General features: G+C 35.8%; 16 protein-coding genes. 6 read left to right on the top strand and 10 right to left on the bottom strand.

What is annotated here, in order from left to right; genetic code table 11:
• Positions 1 to 20 precede the first annotated feature (20 nt).
• Complete coding sequence (locus D612_RS18040; RefSeq protein WP_017754789.1) at positions 21 to 296, bottom strand: hypothetical protein; 276 nt, start codon at positions 294 to 296, stop codon at positions 21 to 23.
• Between the two features lie 359 nt (positions 297 to 655).
• Between D612_RS18040 and D612_RS0107070 the strand changes: the two genes are divergently transcribed.
• From D612_RS0107070 to D612_RS0107055, 4 genes are all read left to right on the top strand, one after another.
• Positions 656 to 1,417 carry an ABC transporter ATP-binding protein gene (locus D612_RS0107070; RefSeq protein WP_017754788.1) on the top strand — a complete coding sequence of 254 codons (762 nt, stop codon included), beginning with the start codon at positions 656 to 658 and terminating at the stop codon, positions 1,415 to 1,417.
• The gene (locus D612_RS0107065; protein ID WP_017754787.1) at positions 1,414 to 2,436 is read left to right on the top strand and encodes an ABC transporter permease; all 1,023 of its coding nucleotides are present in this window, start codon (positions 1,414 to 1,416) and stop codon (positions 2,434 to 2,436) included. Before D612_RS0107070 ends, D612_RS0107065 begins: the two co-directional genes overlap by 4 nt.
• A gap of 64 nt (positions 2,437 to 2,500) precedes the next feature.
• Positions 2,501 to 3,160 (top strand): TetR/AcrR family transcriptional regulator, encoded by a 660-nt coding sequence (locus tag D612_RS0107060; protein ID WP_017754786.1) that lies wholly within the window; start codon positions 2,501 to 2,503, stop codon positions 3,158 to 3,160.
• A gap of 77 nt (positions 3,161 to 3,237) precedes the next feature.
• Positions 3,238 to 4,407: an HlyD family secretion protein gene (locus D612_RS0107055; RefSeq protein ID WP_017754785.1), complete on the top strand. Its 1,170-nt coding sequence runs from the start codon at positions 3,238 to 3,240 to the stop codon at positions 4,405 to 4,407.
• 262 nt (positions 4,408 to 4,669) lie between these two features.
• Here the strand turns inward: D612_RS0107055 and D612_RS0107050 are convergent, their stop codons facing one another.
• A complete protein-coding gene (locus D612_RS0107050) occupies positions 4,670 to 5,656 on the bottom strand; it encodes a nuclease-related domain-containing protein (RefSeq protein WP_017754784.1) in 987 nt (328 codons plus the stop codon).
• A 331-nt stretch (positions 5,657 to 5,987) separates the two neighbouring features.
• Between D612_RS0107050 and D612_RS0107045 the strand changes: the two genes are divergently transcribed.
• Positions 5,988 to 6,497 carry a hypothetical protein gene (locus tag D612_RS0107045; RefSeq protein WP_017754783.1) on the top strand — a complete coding sequence of 170 codons (510 nt, stop codon included), beginning with the start codon at positions 5,988 to 5,990 and terminating at the stop codon, positions 6,495 to 6,497.
• Positions 6,498 to 6,631: 134 nt separating this feature from the next.
• On the top strand, positions 6,632 to 7,240 hold the full coding sequence (locus D612_RS0107040) for a DUF2269 family protein (protein WP_017754782.1): 609 nt from the start codon (positions 6,632 to 6,634) through the stop codon (positions 7,238 to 7,240).
• Between the two features lie 245 nt (positions 7,241 to 7,485).
• Here D612_RS0107040 and D612_RS0107035 read toward each other — a convergent pair whose 3' ends face one another.
• The 8 genes from D612_RS0107035 to D612_RS0106995 all read right to left on the bottom strand — a co-directional run bounded on the left by D612_RS0107035 (position 7,486) and on the right by D612_RS0106995 (position 17,581).
• The gene (locus D612_RS0107035) at positions 7,486 to 8,580 is read right to left on the bottom strand and encodes a mechanosensitive ion channel family protein (protein ID WP_017754781.1); all 1,095 of its coding nucleotides are present in this window, start codon (positions 8,578 to 8,580) and stop codon (positions 7,486 to 7,488) included.
• 121 nt (positions 8,581 to 8,701) lie between these two features.
• The gene (locus D612_RS0107030) at positions 8,702 to 9,535 is read right to left on the bottom strand and encodes a methyl-accepting chemotaxis protein (protein WP_017754780.1); all 834 of its coding nucleotides are present in this window, start codon (positions 9,533 to 9,535) and stop codon (positions 8,702 to 8,704) included.
• Positions 9,536 to 9,670: 135 nt separating this feature from the next.
• Positions 9,671 to 10,645 carry a TAXI family TRAP transporter solute-binding subunit gene (locus D612_RS0107020; protein WP_017754778.1) on the bottom strand — a complete coding sequence of 325 codons (975 nt, stop codon included), beginning with the start codon at positions 10,643 to 10,645 and terminating at the stop codon, positions 9,671 to 9,673.
• On the bottom strand, positions 10,642 to 12,012 hold the full coding sequence (locus D612_RS0107015) for a sigma-54-dependent transcriptional regulator (RefSeq protein WP_017754777.1): 1,371 nt from the start codon (positions 12,010 to 12,012) through the stop codon (positions 10,642 to 10,644). The genes D612_RS0107020 and D612_RS0107015 overlap by 4 nt, the downstream gene beginning before the upstream one ends.
• Positions 12,009 to 13,922 carry a transporter substrate-binding domain-containing protein gene (locus D612_RS0107010; protein ID WP_017754776.1) on the bottom strand — a complete coding sequence of 638 codons (1,914 nt, stop codon included), beginning with the start codon at positions 13,920 to 13,922 and terminating at the stop codon, positions 12,009 to 12,011. The genes D612_RS0107015 and D612_RS0107010 overlap by 4 nt, the downstream gene beginning before the upstream one ends.
• A gap of 163 nt (positions 13,923 to 14,085) precedes the next feature.
• Complete coding sequence (locus tag D612_RS0107005) at positions 14,086 to 16,104, bottom strand: TRAP transporter permease (RefSeq protein WP_017754775.1); 2,019 nt, start codon at positions 16,102 to 16,104, stop codon at positions 14,086 to 14,088.
• Positions 16,105 to 16,119: 15 nt separating this feature from the next.
• A complete protein-coding gene (locus D612_RS18035) occupies positions 16,120 to 16,590 on the bottom strand; it encodes a DUF1850 domain-containing protein (RefSeq protein WP_017754774.1) in 471 nt (156 codons plus the stop codon).
• Complete coding sequence (locus D612_RS0106995; protein ID WP_017754773.1) at positions 16,580 to 17,581, bottom strand: TAXI family TRAP transporter solute-binding subunit; 1,002 nt, start codon at positions 17,579 to 17,581, stop codon at positions 16,580 to 16,582. The genes D612_RS18035 and D612_RS0106995 overlap by 11 nt, the downstream gene beginning before the upstream one ends.
• Positions 17,582 to 17,732 lie beyond the last annotated feature (151 nt).

Below are 17,732 nucleotides of genomic sequence, written 5' to 3'. Positions count from 1 at the left end.
GTGCTAACTAAAGTTAAACCTTATTTTGGCTTCATTTTTAACCAAGCATACTTACCGGCAAAAAACAAAACAGCTATACCCACAAAACTTAATAGTTCAAGAGGGACACCCGCAATAGGTCGGTAAATGACCCCGAACGATACCTCATTTTGTAAATAATATACATTATCGTATCCATTTGTAATACTAGGCTCATAAGCCCTAGTCAGCAAATAACCGTGGACCACCTGATACCCAATAACAACGGCATGAATAAGTGCAGAAAATCCAATTGCTTGTAGAATTGTACGTTTCATCTTTTAATCTCAACTCCCATCGTAGTATGTATGAAAACCTTTAGTTTTCATACGATTTTAACATTACGCATCATAATATTGACTACGAATGAAACTAGAAAAAGTTTCATTTTTAAAGCAGTTTCCCTTTACGACAGTCTACTATTTATTATTCCGATATAAATCTTAAAATAATATTCAATAAATGCTCTTATTTTAACTTAAAACCTTATTGACAAATTTAGTAAAATCTTTTTCAATAAAAGTGAGTAATCACTCACTCTTATTTAAATCGTAGCTTTAGTTGATAAATTCCTATTCAAAATAAAGCTATTTTCTAAGATCCTCGTTACCTCATCTTTATTGAAAGGAGCAACGTAATGCCAGCCATTAAAGATACCCATACTTTAACATCGACAACATCACCCTGTATACGAATTGATCATGTGGATAGAAGCTTTGGGAAAAAACAGGTGCTTTTTGATATTTGTTTAGATATTCCATATTCCCAAATCCTTGGAATACTAGGTCCATCTGGTTCAGGCAAAACAACACTCGTTAAAATGATTGCCGGGATTGACGTTCCCACTAATGGTGATGTCTTTGTATTAGATAAAAAAATGCCAAAGCTTGAAATGATGAACAAAATTGGTTATATGGCACAGGCCGATGCCTTATATGGAGATCTGACAGCAGAAGAAAATCTTACCTTTTTTGCTTCAATGTATGGTTTTCCAAAAGCAAAAAGAAAACAAAGGATTACTAAAGTGATGGAACTTGTTAACCTGACTGAATTTTTAAAAAGACAAGTTAAGAACTATTCCGGTGGCATGAAGCGACGCCTTTCGTTAGCAATTGCCTTAATTCACGAACCACCTGTTTTAATTCTTGATGAACCTACCGTTGGCATTGACCCGATTTTGCGCAAATCGATCTGGGCTGAATTACACCGCTTACGCGATAACGGTACAACAATTATTGTCACAACACACGTCATGGATGAGCTAGAGAAGTGCGATAATTTGGGAATGATTCGTGAAGGTAAATTAATCGCGGTCGGATCGCCTGCAAAACTAAAGGCAGATTCATCCTCCGATACGATTGAGGAAGCCTTCTTGTATTTTGGGGGTGCGACACAATGAAAGTATTTGCCTTGATGATTCGAATACTACTCGGCCTTCGTCATGATAAACGAACAATGGCCCTGATGATCATTGCCCCAATGTTTGTATTAACCTTAATGGGTTTAATTTTTAACGGAAATGAATATCATCCAAAAATCGGTATTATTAATGCCCCGAGCCAACTGGTGAATAAATTGGAATACAATGATGCAAAGATTTCGAGATTGACCGAATATGAAGCACACGAAGCGCTTCGTTCTTCAGAAATTGACGCTGTCATTAATTATGAAAATGGTGTCCCAACGATTGAATTAGAAGGTAGTGATCCAGCGAAAAACAAGACTGTCATTAAGCTTGTGCAAACTGTTATACAGCCAACAGCGATGCCACAAGGGGCTGAACTCGATATTACGTATTTATATGGCTATGAAGACATGTCGTCTTTTGATAACTTCGGGCCAATTTTAATTGGCTTTTTTATCTTCTTTTTTGTGTTTTTAATATCAGGCGTATCGTTCCTAAGCGAGCGGACTTCAGGTACATTAGAACGACTTCTTGCCACTCCGATCAAAAGATGGGAGCTTGTCTTAGGGTACGTTTTAGGGTTTGGAAGCTTTACAATTATTCAATCGACATTAATTGCCTGGTATTCAATTGAAGTTCTCGATATTATGATGATCGGGTCTTTTCCTTTAGTTATTTTGATCACGATTTTAACAGCGTTAGTCGCCCTTACGATGGGGACGTTCATTTCCGCTTACGCAAATAATGAACTGCAAATGATTCAATTTATCCCGATCGTCGTCGTTCCACAAGTGTTTTTTTCAGGTTTATTTGATCTAAGTACGATGGCTCCTTGGCTTCAGGTTTTTGCGAAATTTGTACCGTTATGGTACGTTGCGGATGCACTAAGAAGCGTGATGATTCGCGGACAAGGCTGGGCGGATATCGCCTTTGATGCTTATGTTTTAATCGCGCTATGTTTACTATTTATGTTTGCCAATATTTTTGCACTTAAAAAACATCGGAAAATTTAATAGATTGTTTGGATTTTGACCTTATAGGCATGATCAATTTAACGGCTGAAAGAGGTGAATTACATTGTCTGTTAAAAAACTTTTGCAAGAGTTAACAAATTCCTCTGATGGAGAAATAAATTTAACCGAGAAGCAAATGAATATTGTTTGCGCTGCAATCGAGATGTTTTCCGAAAAAGGCTTCGCAGCAACTTCTACAAGTGAAATCGCTAAAAAAGCTGGGGTGGCTGAAGGAACTATTTTTCGCCATTACAACACGAAAAAAGACCTTTTATTAGCAATACCTGAATATGTAAGCAAGCTATCCATTTCAAAGGAATTTATATCGAATATCGGAAAAACATTAGAGGATCCAAAGGTTACGGTTGAAGACTTCCTACGTGCCATCATTCAAAACAGGCGGACTTTAGTAGCAACAAATTTTTTAATTATAAAAGTACTGTTACAAGAGCTACCGTTTCACCCTGACCTAAAAGCAAAAATCACACAATCAATTTTTTCTCCTGCAAGGCAGCAGATCATTAAAGTAATTGATTATTTCAAAGGACAAGGACAAATTATTGACTTACCTAGCAACACAATCGCAAATCTAATTATTACATCCATTTTTGGCAATATGTTTATTCGTTATATTGCCCAATTAGATTTTGACTGGGACAAAGAGAAAGAAACAGAGCTTCTTATTCAATATATTATGAATGGAATTAAACCAACTAAAAGCTAATATTTTGAACCTTTTTAAATCCAAAGTCTACAACGATAAAAAAACTTGAAAATAGTTGCTTTGAGAGGAGTGATTGTATGAAAAAAATGCTATTAAGTTTGCTAGCTATCATTATAGTCGCAACAGGTTGTTCAGCAAAGGTTAGCAGCCTCTTTGGCAAAGACCAATTAACATTAACGGGGGACATTCAAAACAATATTATCTCTGCAACGAGCACGGTCGCTGGTAAAATTATTGAAATGAACAAAGCACAAGGTGAGACTGTTAAAAAAGGCGATGTGATCGCTGTTATCGACAATACAAACCAAAAGTACACTGTTGATCAACTTCAAGCAGTTGTTGACTTAAAAAAAGCAAAACTTGAAGAATTGCAAGCCGGTACCCGCCTTGAGCAAATTGAGCAAGCCGAGGCACAAGTGCGTGCTGCGAAAGCAAAACTCGATTTAATAACTTCTGGAACAAGAAAGGAACAAATTGCTCAAGCCAAAAACAGTGTTGCAATTGCTGAAGAGGCAGTTAAAAGTATGCAACTAACGTATGACCATATCGAAACGCAATATAAAAAAACAGTCACCTTATATAATGAAGGGGCAGTCTCCCAAAATCAATTGGATCAGGCCAAGCTAGAATTAGACACAAAAGCAAAACAACTGGCTTCAACCAAATATCAGCTAGAAACAGCCAAACAGCAATTAGCACTACTTGAAAACGGCGCTACACCTGAAGAGATTAATGCTACAAAAGCAAATTATGATGCCGCGGTGGCACAATTAAAGCTGCTTGAAAGTGGCGCTACGAAACAAACAATCGATGCTGCTAAAGCTGACCTAGAGCAATCTATTGCTCAATTAAACGTAGCTAAAAATAATTTAGCTAATAGTACCATAACTGCTTTAGCTGATGGAATCATCGTTAGCAAAAACTTTGAACTTGGTGATGTCGCGGGCGTTGGCAGCAACATCGCAGACATTGCCATTCAAGATGACGTTTATGTGCTTTGCTATTTGCCAAATGAATATTTAGATAAAATTTCTTACAATCAAGAACTCACAGTCATAACATCACTCGGAGAACAAACTGGTAAAGTAAGCTACATTGATTTGCATCATGAGTATACACCGAAGGATAAGCAATCAACCTCTGACGGCAAACGAATCGCAACAAAAATTAAAGTCGCAATCGATGATCATGACGGCAAATTAAAAAATGGAATGACTGCCGATGTGATCATTCCATTAAACGAATAGAAAATCCGTAGTAATTTAATAAACAAATTCCGTTATCAAGCAAATTTAATAGAATTCCACTATCAAACTGCAGTAATAACGTTGAAACGTTATTTTAATAATAAAACTTCATTCATCTACCAACCTGAACCTCTACTTGTAATATAGGAAATTAACAAGTAGAGGTATATTTTTTATATGAAATCACTAAACACCACATTAACAATTAGCTATATAGTAAAGCGCCTGTTTTATTATTTTAAGTTCTGTTTTAGTGGTGTTTTTATTTTAAGTTCTGTTTTACAGGATAAGTTAGAGAGTAATATCTTCCCTTATTTGTCCCAGTGAATGTTAAGTTCAAGTTTGAAGAGGTTAAAATATAATTTGCAACCCTAATTGATGGTAATTGCAAAAACCATCTCAACTGATGATTTGTAATCGTTGATTGAAATAGGAGTATATAGTCATTTAAAGCTTCTATGTGTGCATCATTTGAAATATATGAGCATTTCGGACAACTCCATTTCCCCCACGCCCTAATCATCGGCCGATAATTACAATGAGAACATATAACACCTGGTAAAATATCATCTATTAGTAAGTTATATTTAGTCAATATATCAGGATCATATGGAGTATGGTGTTTATTTATGAAATTTGATATTTTGCACAATTCAGAAGCTGAAAGCGGATTTTTATGATGGTTGTTGTATGAGGCAATTTTTATAGGAAGTTTTGTACTTCTAACAATTTTATTCTTATACTCTAAGTCCTCACTTGTATATTTTATTATCGTATATGGATTTGTCATAACAACAATAGATTCAATTGGTACATTGGCATATTTGTAATGATTTAACCATTTTTCAAATTGAAATTGCTGATGCTTGACCTGAAGAATTGGATCTGGCATTATAGTTTCTTCTCCATTGACTAATCTAATCATTTGATTTAAGGAAGGGTCAATGGTTAATATTCCTGAAATATTTTTTGCTTCAATAATGAGGAAATAATTAGGTGACAGAATTAATATATCTTGCTGAAAGTAGTATTGATTGAAGGAGAGACGGATATTGTGGAATATGTGGAATTTTTCTTTATCTAAAAAACTTAAATAATATTCCAATGATTGCTCTCCTTTAAAACCAGCTACACTTCTTGATAACTCTTCCTCAATTTCAAGTCGTTTCGGATGATTGACAGGTAATCTTCTTAATAAAGCTTCCAACTTTTTAATTTTTATTGGAGCTTTAAAAGGTTTTTTTATCAAAATACTCTATCTCCTTTCAATTTTTTATAAAATTTCAATAAAACTGATCTTAATTCCTGCTTTTTTGATTGTATTTCACAAATTGTCTAATCTTACTAGCGATTATGCAAGAGATAAATAATATATTTTGCCTACATCGTTTGCAATTTGTCAGTTTCCCGTTCTTTCCGAAATGTACATATGATTTTTTTGAAGTAAAAATTACAATCTCCCTGTTTATTTACAATTTCAACTTGCTTATTTACAATTTCAGCCCGCTTATTTACAATTTCAACTTCCTTATTTACAATTCCCCTGCTTATTTAATTTCAGCCCGCTTAAATCCCGTGGTATGGATGAAGATGCAGCATTTAAAGAAGCTATTATATCAATAGGAGATTTAAGTGGATTAGTAGAGGATATGCGTAAGCTTGGTCAGGATAAAGCAAAGCAAGCTGTTTATACTTCTATGACAGCAAGGATTTCAACAGCGGGTTTCATTGCTGGTATTTTACTCATATTATTCGGGGCTCTCACTTCGACCATGTTATTTTTCATGAACTTACCCCTAGGTAGTAGTTCAGGACCAGGAATATTCATTGTTGTTGGTGGTGCGTTAGTAACCTATAGCATTCTGACAAGGGAAACACGGAAAAGATTTGCAATGAACAAAGTCCGTGCCGTTCTTTATGCTCTTGCCATCGGACTAATCCTTTTTAGTGTGTATACTGCTTTCGTAACGGGTACCGCTACTGGAGAAGCTTTTATTGCGGTTGCCTCTTTAATGGTGTTTTTGCTTGCAGGGGTTGGCCTTTATTTAGTGCTACTCTTTACAGGAACAAATCGCAAAAAAGTGCAATAATGTAACGCTAAACTAGTTCAGTAGTTTCCTACCACTGAACTAGTTTACAACCTTTATGTCTCAGTTGTTGAATAGCACGGGACAATAAGAACCGTCCCCATGCTTCCTTGAACAAAAAGTAGGAGGGATTTGTAATGTGGGAATCAATTATTATGACTAGTAGTCTTTTAGCCGTTATTTTTATCTTGATTTTTATACTCGTTTTGCTTGCAAAAATCCCTAAAACAAAACTAAATGTAAGACAAAAACGGTGGTGGCTATTTATCCATATTGGCGCTGCGATAATTTACCTAAGTGGTGTATTGGGCGCTTTACTTCTTGCCATTTTAACAACATTTAATGCGAATAGAGAGTTAATATATGCCGCTCATCATTTTATTCATTACTTTGATTGGTTTCTAATAATCCCTGGAGCGTTTGCTTCACTACTTACAGGGGTATGGCTTTCCGTAAGAACAAACTGGGGTGGGCTGACAAACTATTATTGGATCATCACTAAATGGATTGGAAATATTGGCGCGATTTTATTTGGAAGTACGTTTGTGAGAATTGGGATTGAAAACAGTACATTATCGGCAATGGATGATCCGATACAAAACCCTGCTTATATGTATGATTGGCAAGTACTAATGATCGAACTCGTCATCTCGTTAGCAATCTTAACGTTCTTATCAGCTATTTCTATTTTTAAACCATGGGGAAAAAGAATCAAAAAGAACAAAAGCTATAGGCACCCTGATTAGCGACGTAAAAATAAGAGCGCATCGACTGAGATAAACAAAACACGTCGAGGGACGAGTCGATGTTGACTTATCGCAAAAGAGATGAGCGAAGTTTACTAGTCGCTGGGCGCTTGCGCTGGAGGACTACTCTCTGTGCTATAGTATTGATCCACAGGATCAAATTTTATAATTTCCTAAACAATAAGGTTCAAAAGCCGGAATCAGTATACTAGACTGCCCCGGCTTTCCTGTTGCTAAATAATATGTTATCCTTCTTGTTTCAAAATTGAATCAATCCTTGTTTGCTTGTCAACATATACCCTTCTGCTTTGGACTGCAAACAGTACGTCTTCATTTTCAAGAATTTCCATAATTTTAAAGTTAATCTCTTCTTTAACCTTAAGAAATTCGCCCCAATCTGTTGTTTTAGTAAAGAAATATAAAAATATTCCTAACCCATTTTCCATGTACTGATCAAATGTAACAAAGATCGTTTCAGGATGAATAGCTGGATGGTTTTCTAATAATGACCTAATTTCCGAAACAATTTTTCCCATTTGCTCTTTAGATGTATCATGGGTGACACTTAAGTTAAATGTAATTTGGCGCTTCCCCATTTCACTCCAATTTGTTATCGATTCATTGGCAAGCGTTGCATTAGGAACGGTAACAAGCGCTTGCGCAAAAGTACGCACCTTCGTACTTCGGAATGTAATATCCTCAACCGTACCTTCAACACTTGGCGTTTTAATCCAATCGCCAATCGAGAACGGCTTTTCGGTAATGATAACGACCCCACCAAAAAGGTTCGCAAGTGCATCCTTTGCTGCCAAGGAAAACGCCAGACCACCTAACCCTAAGCCGGCAACTAAGCCGCTAATTTCATACCCAAATACTTGTATAATTACACTAAAGCTAATCGCAATAATAATAAATCGTACCGTTTTTGATAAAAATGGGATTAGGATTTTATCAATTTCAATGTTGGATTTTTCATTGATTCTTTTAAAAACGAGTGATGATGCTGAGGAAAGATTAAACAATCCCCAACTAATTAAGAAAATAAACGATGCTTTCACAATATTTATAAACAATAGATTCCTATGATCAAAATACGGAAAATAACGTGCAGCAATATTTATCCCGATAATGATAAACAACCACTGTAATGGCTTCTCAAATGATAAAAATACGTATGAAAAAAATTCGCTTGGTGCTTTTTTACTTACCTTTAAAAGTAAGTTAAATACATATTTCGAAAAGATTTTCCGTAGCAATAAAAATACGAGCAAAATTCCTATTGATATCCCAATATCGTATAAATGCTCATATGTAAAAAAAACTGGCCATTCCCAGTACATCGTACCAACCTCCTAACAAAGCTAGTTAAATTTTATCATATCCCTTTAAATATTAAAGTTAAATCAAAATCATAAAAAATAAAAAGCGAGAGTCCTTAAGAATCCTCGCTTTACATATATATTATATAATTGATGCCAATTCTTCAATATCCTCTGCAGATGTAGCTAGGTGATTAATCGCTGAAGATATTTCTTCAGTTGAGGCTGATTGTTGCTGAGCAATCTCGGCTGTTTTACTTACTGTTTCAGCTATATAATCAACTTTTTCTTTTAATTGTACAAGCAATTCACGGATTTCATCTACAGATTTTGCACTACTGTCCGCTAATTTTGTAATCTCTTTAGCAACTACACTAAAACCCCTGCCATGTTCTCCGGATCTAGCCGCTTCGATGCCTGCGTTTAAACCTAAAATTCTTGAACTGCTAGCAATTGAATTAATGAAGCCTAATATATTTTCGGTTTTTTTCACCTGCTCATTCATATCTTGTTGAGCTGTCATTAAGCTTTCCATAAATTGTGCTAAATCCTGTGCAGATGCCGATAGCTCCTCTGTTGAAGCTGAAATTTGTTCAGTCGTCGAGGCAAATTGTTGGGCCATATTACTTAACTTGTCTTGATGATCCAAACTTACACCGAACCCAAATGCCCCGATTATCTCACCATTTTCATCTTTTATCAATGAAGCCTTTGCTTTAAATGGTATACCATAAACCTCACGGGGAACTGTCACCATTTCTGTTTTTTTCGTCTTAAGAGAAAGAGAAATCGCATCCCCTTCCGGAATAGGCATTCCCACAATATCACCGAGATTTAATTCTTCTCCGGGAATATATAATAAATATTTCTCAGTATCTGTAACTGCAATCATTGATTCAACAGGGATTGCATCCTTTATAACAGCTGCCATATTTATTAAGTACTCAAGCTTATGATGAATTCCTTTTGTTTCCATCCCCATTCCCCCCAAGTAAATTGAATAGTTCAATAGCCAATTCCCTCTAAATATACCAATTTTTCCATAAATATTAAAGAAAAATTTGTACGAAAATTGAAAATTTTTGTCGTATTTAATAGTTGCTTCAACGCATTACTTCTTAGTTTCATAGTATCGTTTAGCACCATCATGTAACGGTATAGACAAATTAGGGGCTGGATCTAAAGGAGAAACTTGAAGCATTGCTTCGTGTGCAGACTGCAGCTTTTCAATGTTGTCATACAATGTCGAAATTAAATCAAATACATATACTTCCGGAAGATCCTTGCGCGCAAGTAATAGATTTTGGATTCCAATTGTTCGAACGGGCTCTTTATTTCCATAGGTATCCGCTGGAATATCTGTTTCGATAAAGTATGAGGACAACTCTTTCATATTCATTTCAGTGAAATAAATAGGTACAATTGTTAATTGTTCTTCTTTAGAGAGTTCTACTACTGGAGAATTTGGTAACCCTGACGTAACAAAAGCCGCGTCAATTTCACCTTGTTTCAGCTTTTCCATTGATTCGTGATAAGATAGCATATACGGTTCATAATCAGCATCACCTAGACCGTATCCTTTTAAAATCATTCTGGCATTTACCTCAACCCCACTATTCGGCGCTCCCACTCCAACTCTTTTCCCAACAAGATCATGAACTGAATGAATATTACTTCTTTGCAAGGTTACAATTTGCACATAATTTGTGTACAATCCCGCCATAACCCGCAAATCTTTATATTTTTTTGAGAAATTTCCTTGTCCTTCATAAGCAGCAAGTGCCACATCTGACATCACAAATGCTATTTCAGCTTTTCCATCGTTTAATAATAGAATATTATCAACTGAACCACCTGTTGTTTGCACAGAAGCATTCATATTTCTTTCAAGTGAATAGATTTCTGCTAACGCACTACCAATCATAAAGTATGGACCGTATTTCCCACCTGTTGCTATCGTTGCATGCTTATTATCATCTATGTTATTAAAATATTTGGGTTGATCGAATTGAGAACCACAACCCGTTATTAAAAATAGGATACATAATACGACAATAAATTGCTTTTTTATCATTTTCCAATTCATAGTAACGATGCCACACTATACTGTTTTAATTTTTCCCGTAATGTTCTTTCACTGATGCCCAAAATATCAGCGGTATTTTTACGGTGGTTCTCATTTTGTTTTAATGTATGAAGGATGATTTCCTTTTCAGCTTCTGCTAATGAAATTCCTGGCCTAATTACAATCATATCCGACCCTAACTCCATCGAACTACTGGTTAATTGTTTTACCTGACTCAAAGGGAGGTCTTCCAATTGTATGACATCATCATCAGATAAAGCTACAGCATATTCAATAATATTTGACAATTCACGGATATTCCCAGGATACTCATAGCTAAAAAGCCATTTTTTTGCTTGGTGACTTAATTCTAATGCTGATCGATTTAGCTTTTTGGAATAAAGACTAATAAAGTGTTCGACTAGCAGTGGTACATCCTCCATTCTACTTCTTAACGGCTGAAGCTGAATTGGGATAACATTTAATCTATAAAACAAGTCCTCTCGGAATTTTCCATTTTTGACTTCTTCGAATAAATCACGGTTAGTTGCAGCGATAATACGTACATCTACCTTTTTTACTTTTCCGGACCCAACCGGTGTAATTTCACCTTCCTGAATTACACGTAATAGCTTTACCTGCAAATTGAGTGACATTTCACCAATCTCATCAAGAAACAAAGTGCCTTTATCCGTTCTTTCAAAAATCCCTTCCTTAGCTGTAATCGCTCCTGTAAAAGACCCTTTTTCATGGCCAAACAATTCACTTTCTAATAAGCTTTCAGGAATTGCTGCACAGTTTAATACACTATATGGATAAGAGCTCCGTAAACCTTCATAATGCAAAGCCCGTGCCACAAGCTCTTTTCCTGTTCCGCTCTCACCAGTGATAAGTACATGTGAAGGAATGTTTTTTATCCGTTCAATTAAAGAAAATAATTGTTTCATCATAGGTGATTTCCCAATCATTCCAGCATAGCTATCCTTCGGGTGAATAATCGCCTCTAATTTTTCCACTTTTTCATTTAAACAATGGTAGTCCAGTCCTTTTCGAATTAAAATTTTCAATTCATCAATATTGATTGGCTTTGTTAAATAGTGGAATGCCCCTCGTTTTAATGCCTCTACAGAAGTCTCTATTGTCCCATAAGCTGTCATCACAATAATAATTGCATTAGGCTGAACGGAAAGAATCGGCTCAATAAGGGACAAGCCATCTACATCTTTAATTCTCATGTCTAATAAAACAACATCAGGTTGTATATCTTCAACCTTTTCTATACCAATCCTTGGTTCGGTAATGGCTGTAACCTGATACTCGTCCTCAAGTGCAAACATTAATGATGTACAAATCGCCTGCTCATCATCAATTACTACTATTTTTCTCATCGAACATCCTCCTTTCTAAATTTTATCGTAAATGTACTTCCTACACCCTTTTCAGAATGAACCTCAATGTCACCGTGGTGGTCAAGAACAATATTATAGCTTGTATATAACCCTAAACCCACTCCACTTCCCTTTGTGGTGAAAAAGGGCTGAAATAAATTCTTTTGGTCTTCCTCGGAAATCCCTTCTCCAGTATCGGTGACTTTTATGTAGAAATACTCTTCATCTATTTTTGTCGCAATCGTAATTACCTTTTCCTCAGTATGTTGAACTGCTTCGATCGCATTCATTAACAGGTTTATAAACACTTGTTTAATCCGCTGTCTATCCCCATGCCACTCTATACCTTCATCTACTAATAACTTGAAGGCAATATTCTTAGATTTAACATTAATTTTAAAGGAGTAAAGGAGCGATTCTAAAAACTCTTTGAGTGGAATCCATTCTGTTACAGGTTCTTTACGCCTTGTATAATCCAATAAATCTTCTACCAAGTGATTTAACCTGTTAATTTCAGTTGGAACATGCTTAATAAGCTCTTCGCGAAAACGAGAATCATGTACCTTAGTTGGTAATAACTCAATAAAAAGCTTCATTGACGTTAATGGATTCCTTAATTCATGCGCTATTCCTGCTGTGAGTTGTCCAAGAGCCTTTAGTTTTTCTTGAACCATTAATTTTTGCTGCAATAATTTTTGCTCCGTTATATCAACTAATGTAACAATCCACCCAACTGAACGGGAGTCCTCATTTTTCAAAGGAACAACCTCGTAATGTATCATTCTTTCAGTACTATTATTTGCTTCGAGCTTACTTTCTCCCACAAATTTCTTTTGTAAAGGATCCCCTTGAACCCTTCTCCAAATTTCACATAGAAGCGTGACATCTTCCATATTTCGATTAATAAAGTCGCCCTGTAATAGATTACACGCTTCTTCATTCATTAATCTTATTTTCCCAGTTTTATGGAAGGAAATGATACCAGTATCAACTGAATTTAACACTTGCTCCTGAAATAAAAAGCTTCGAGTTAATGCTGTCGTCTTCTTGGCAACTTCTTTTTTCAAGCGTTGATTCAGTAAAAAAACGATAAAGATAACTAGTAAGGCAATATTGACAGTAATCGCCAAAAATATTGCTAGCTTCTTCAACCACGAATCATCAGCTTTATAGCGTTGAAACCACTTATTATGTATTTGTTGAAATGTTTTATCTGCTTTTAATTTTGCTAACTCTAAATTTATAAGAGAAGTTAGTCCTATTTGTCCTTTAGAAACCGCAAAGGAAAGTTCATACGATTGAATTGCCGCAACTCTTTCCTCGATATTATCCATTTGATCCTGTTCCCCCAAAAGAAATTCCGTCGTCCAAGGATTACCAATGTAAGCATCACTTCTTCCGCTAAGAAACATTTGTAACGCATTAGGCTGACTTCCTGCTACGTTTACTTTTACATCCCTTATATGGTCAAGTGTATCCATAGACGAACTAACACTTAACGCAACGACTGATTTATTTAGATCAGTTAAGCTGTAAATTGAATTATCATTTTCAAATACAAATAAGGAATCTGATAATGTAAAAACAGACTCCGTAAAATCCACTATTTCCGCTAGAGTCGAGTTGTATTTAACTCCTAAAATAACATCAATTTCTCCTCTTTCCAGCTTATTAATGAGTTCTCTTTCTTTAACAGGCTCATATATGATTTCGATTCCATGATTGGCTGCAATTTCATTCATTAAATCAATTGTGAAACCAACTGGTTGACGTGTTTGATCTTGATACGAAAAAGGCGGTAACTCACTATTATAACCAACGACAAGCTTTTCAGGCACCTCATAATCTGCGTATACAGAAATAGAAAGGAAGCAACAAAATAAGATGATAAACGTTATAATCACTCTCATAATGGGCCTCCCTCCAATATAGTAATCTAGTATTTCATTAAGAGAATGAGTTAATAATATTTAGAGCAAACAATGATTAGTCATCAATATAAACCGAATACAAACAGAGGGTTAGTATTATATAACACTACCCTCTAGCCATATTGTATCATGCTTTTTCTTTTTATATAGCAATCGTTTTCTTATTTTTCCTAGAAAAAATTAATTGTTGTCCCATTAGGACAGAAACGATAATAAGTCCAAGAATATCCGTTACACCTTCTGGAATAATCAGCATAAGCGCTCCCGCTCCGAGTATTAACCTAGTAATAAAATTATATCTATCTAAGAAATAACCCTCGACTGCCGCTCCTAAAGCAATCACTCCGATAATAGAGGAAAGCACTACTATAATAATACTTGTCACTGCAGGTAATGGAAATTCGGTTGCAGTTGTTGACACTCCTGTAGTGTCAATCATTAGCATCGTAGGATTATACACAAATAAGTATGGAATAATAAATCCTGCTAACGCTAGCTTCAGAGATTGGAAGCCCGTTTTCATCGGATCACCACCAGATATACCGGCACCAGCAAATGAAGCGAGTGCAACTGGTGGAGTAATATTAGCAAAAATCCCAAAATAGAAAACAAACATATGAGCAACGAGAATTGGAATATCAAAGCTTGCTAATGCAGGTGCTGCCATTGTCGCTGTAATAATATAGCAAGGTATTGAAGGAAGCCCCATACCTAAGATCATCGACGCAATCATTGTAAAGAATAGCGTTAATAGCAATGATCCTTGGCCAATACTCATAATAGAAGATGTCATGACAGTTCCAAAACTAGTTAAGCTAACAACTCCAATAATAATTCCGACAACAGCACAGGCTGCCATAACAGATAGCGATTGTTTTGCCCCATCTTCTAAGGCACGTAATATATCCTTGATAGACATTCTTGTCTCTTTCTTTAACATGCTCACAACAATAGTTAATAAAATTGTGTAAAAAGCCGCATAGCCTACTGGTGTTGAGATTGATAAAAAGTAAACTAATCCAAAAATCGGTAACAGTAAGTGTCCGCGAGCCTTCAGTACCTCTTTAATTCTTGGAAGATCTGCTTTTGGTACTCCACGTAAGTTATCTTTTCCAGCTCGAAAATGTACTTGTGCAATAACACCTAAATAATAAAGGAGTGCAGGTAAAAGCGCTGCAAGAGCAATTGTCCCATAGCTTACACCAGTAGTTTCCGCCATAATAAAAGCACTTGCTCCCATAATTGGCGGAAGAATTTGACCACCAACTGAAGCACTTGCTTCTACTGCACCAGCAAAGTTTTTACTATAGCCTACTTTTTTCATGAGCGGAATTGTGAAGGCTCCTGTCCCTACAACATTGGCAACAGCCGCGCCATTAATACTTCCCATAAAGCCACTTGAAATAACCGCAACTTTTGCGGGTCCGCCTTGTTTGCTACCTGCAAGCGCTAATGCTAAATCGTTAAATAGCTGTCCCATCCCTGACTTTGATAGGAATGCTCCAAATAATATAAATAAGAAAATAAATGTAACCGATGCTCCAATTGCTGAAGAATATAAACCTTCCGTCTTTAAATATAGTTGTCCAAATATATCACCAAGATCATATGGACGTGTTAAGAGGCGATCTGGCATAAATGGTAGGTGACTAAAAAACGGATATGCTAAAAAAATCAATGCAAGAACTGGCAAAATTAAACCTGTAATTCTTCTTGATGACTCTAAAACAAGAATTACCGTAATGATGGCAAAAATAATATCCAGGTTGTTAGGTATCCCACCCCTAGTTGTCACAATATCTTGATATTCGATTAGTAAATATCCAGTTGAAGCAATTGTTAGGAGAAATAACACCCAATCCATAACATGAATGTTTGTACGTGAACTTTTTTTACTTATAGGATAAATTAAAAATATTAAAGCAATACCCCATCCTACATGAATGGCCCGTTGTTTGAGCTCTGGCATCGGGTAATATGTATTATATAAATGAAAAAGTGAATAAAAAATTGCCAGCCCTGCAATAAATAGAGTAATTTTATTGTTTGTTAGATTCCGAACGACAGATTCTCGATCATACTTTTCAAGAATATCCTTTTGATTTTCATTTTGTGAAGGGTTCTCACTAAATTCTATTTGAGGCTCATCTATCTTTGTCATTGTGAACACTCCCAACTATATTTTTTGATTCATCCACGCCATACAAAGTGGACGTTTTACTTGTTTTATGGTGATCTCTTCATAATTTCCCGCAAACTTATAAAGAGGAATTTTTCTATTTTTTATAAAAAGTGTAGACTTTACATTTTCAGATACAATTAAATTAATTCCTTCCATTCGTCGTCCAATTTCATACGTAATAAAGCCTTTTTCATTCTTTTTAATTTTCCCTTGAGAAGGCACACCTGCACCAAATGTTTTGAACTTTGTGTACGTTAACACTAAGTCTTTTCCTTGCCTTTCATAAAACTCCTGCCATGCTTCTTTTTCAACGGAGTGAATCCAATAAATGCTAAATTCTTTGTCTGTAAAATAAAACGCATTGTCTAAGCTGCTAACTTTCGTAACTGATACTGGAAAAAATAAAATAAGGATAAAAAGGAGACCAAAGACAAACGATCTCCTCTTCAACTTTTTATTGCTCATCGTAGTATTTCTTTGCTCCTGGATGCATCGGGGCTACCAAACCTTGTTGTGCTTTTTCAAGTGAAATGTCTTTTGCTGCTTGGTGAGCATTTCCAAGTGCATCTAAGTTTTCAAAAAATGTTTTTGTCAATTCATACACATCAGATTCGCTTAAGTCCGAACGAACAACTAACGCATTCATAATTGCTGCAGTCGGAACATCTTCTTCATTTCCATATGTTCCAGCTGGAATCACCATCGGAATAAAATAAGATTGGTCTGCTGCTATTTTTTTAACGTTCTCTTCTTCGATTGTTACTAGTTGAAGATCAAATCCTTGTTCAAGCTCCATCAATGAAGAGTTCGGAATACCACTTGTTAAGAATGCTGCATCTAACTTTCCTGATTTTAATGCATCTGCAGCCTCAGCATAACCTAAGTAATCCACTTTTATATCGTCATATGTAATACCATGACCGTTAAGTAAGTTGCGAGCGTTTACTTCCACACCTGAGTTTTGCGCTCCAACAGCAATTCGTTTACCTTTTAAATCTGCAAGAGTTTTAATTCCTGATTTTTTTGATGTAACAACTTGCACATAGTTTGGATATAATGCTGCAATTTGTTGAACATTTTCCACTTTTTCCGAGAAATTACCAATCCCATTTACTGCTTCACTTAGTACATCACTCATGACAAAAGCCATTTCTACTTTTCCCTGTGCCATTAAGTTAATATTTTCTACAGAGGCTCCAGTTGTTTGTGTTTTTGAGTTAACACCATATGTTTGTGCATACGTTTCTGCAAGTGCAGTGGCTATAATGTTATAAGGCCCCGAAGCACCACCTGTAGCTATCGTTGCAAACTTTGTCTCTAAGCCTGTTTTTTGAACTTCCTCAGAGCTGTTGTTTGTCTCAGCTGGTTCTGATGTTGTTTCTCCTGAAGAACAGCCTGCAAGAAGTCCGCCTGCTAGCATCAATGCAGTTGCCCCAGAAATAAATGTTTTTTTCATGTTTTGTTTCCCCCTTTTATTTTGTAAGCGTTTCACTTTTAATAATGCAAGTTCCGTGCCAACCATAAAACCCTTGTAATTATTTATTTATTTTGAATATAGGAAATAGTAAAGCGGAGAAATTTTCCGGTTCGCACAGGAAGTTTCTTCC

The sequence above is a fragment of the Calidifontibacillus oryziterrae genome, from assembly GCF_000331575.1.
GTDB classification, from domain to species: domain Bacteria; phylum Bacillota; class Bacilli; order Bacillales; family Bacillaceae_J; genus Calidifontibacillus_A; species Calidifontibacillus_A oryziterrae.
The sequence above is the reverse complement of the archived record's forward strand: the minus strand, read 5'-3'. Positions and strand labels throughout refer to the sequence as shown.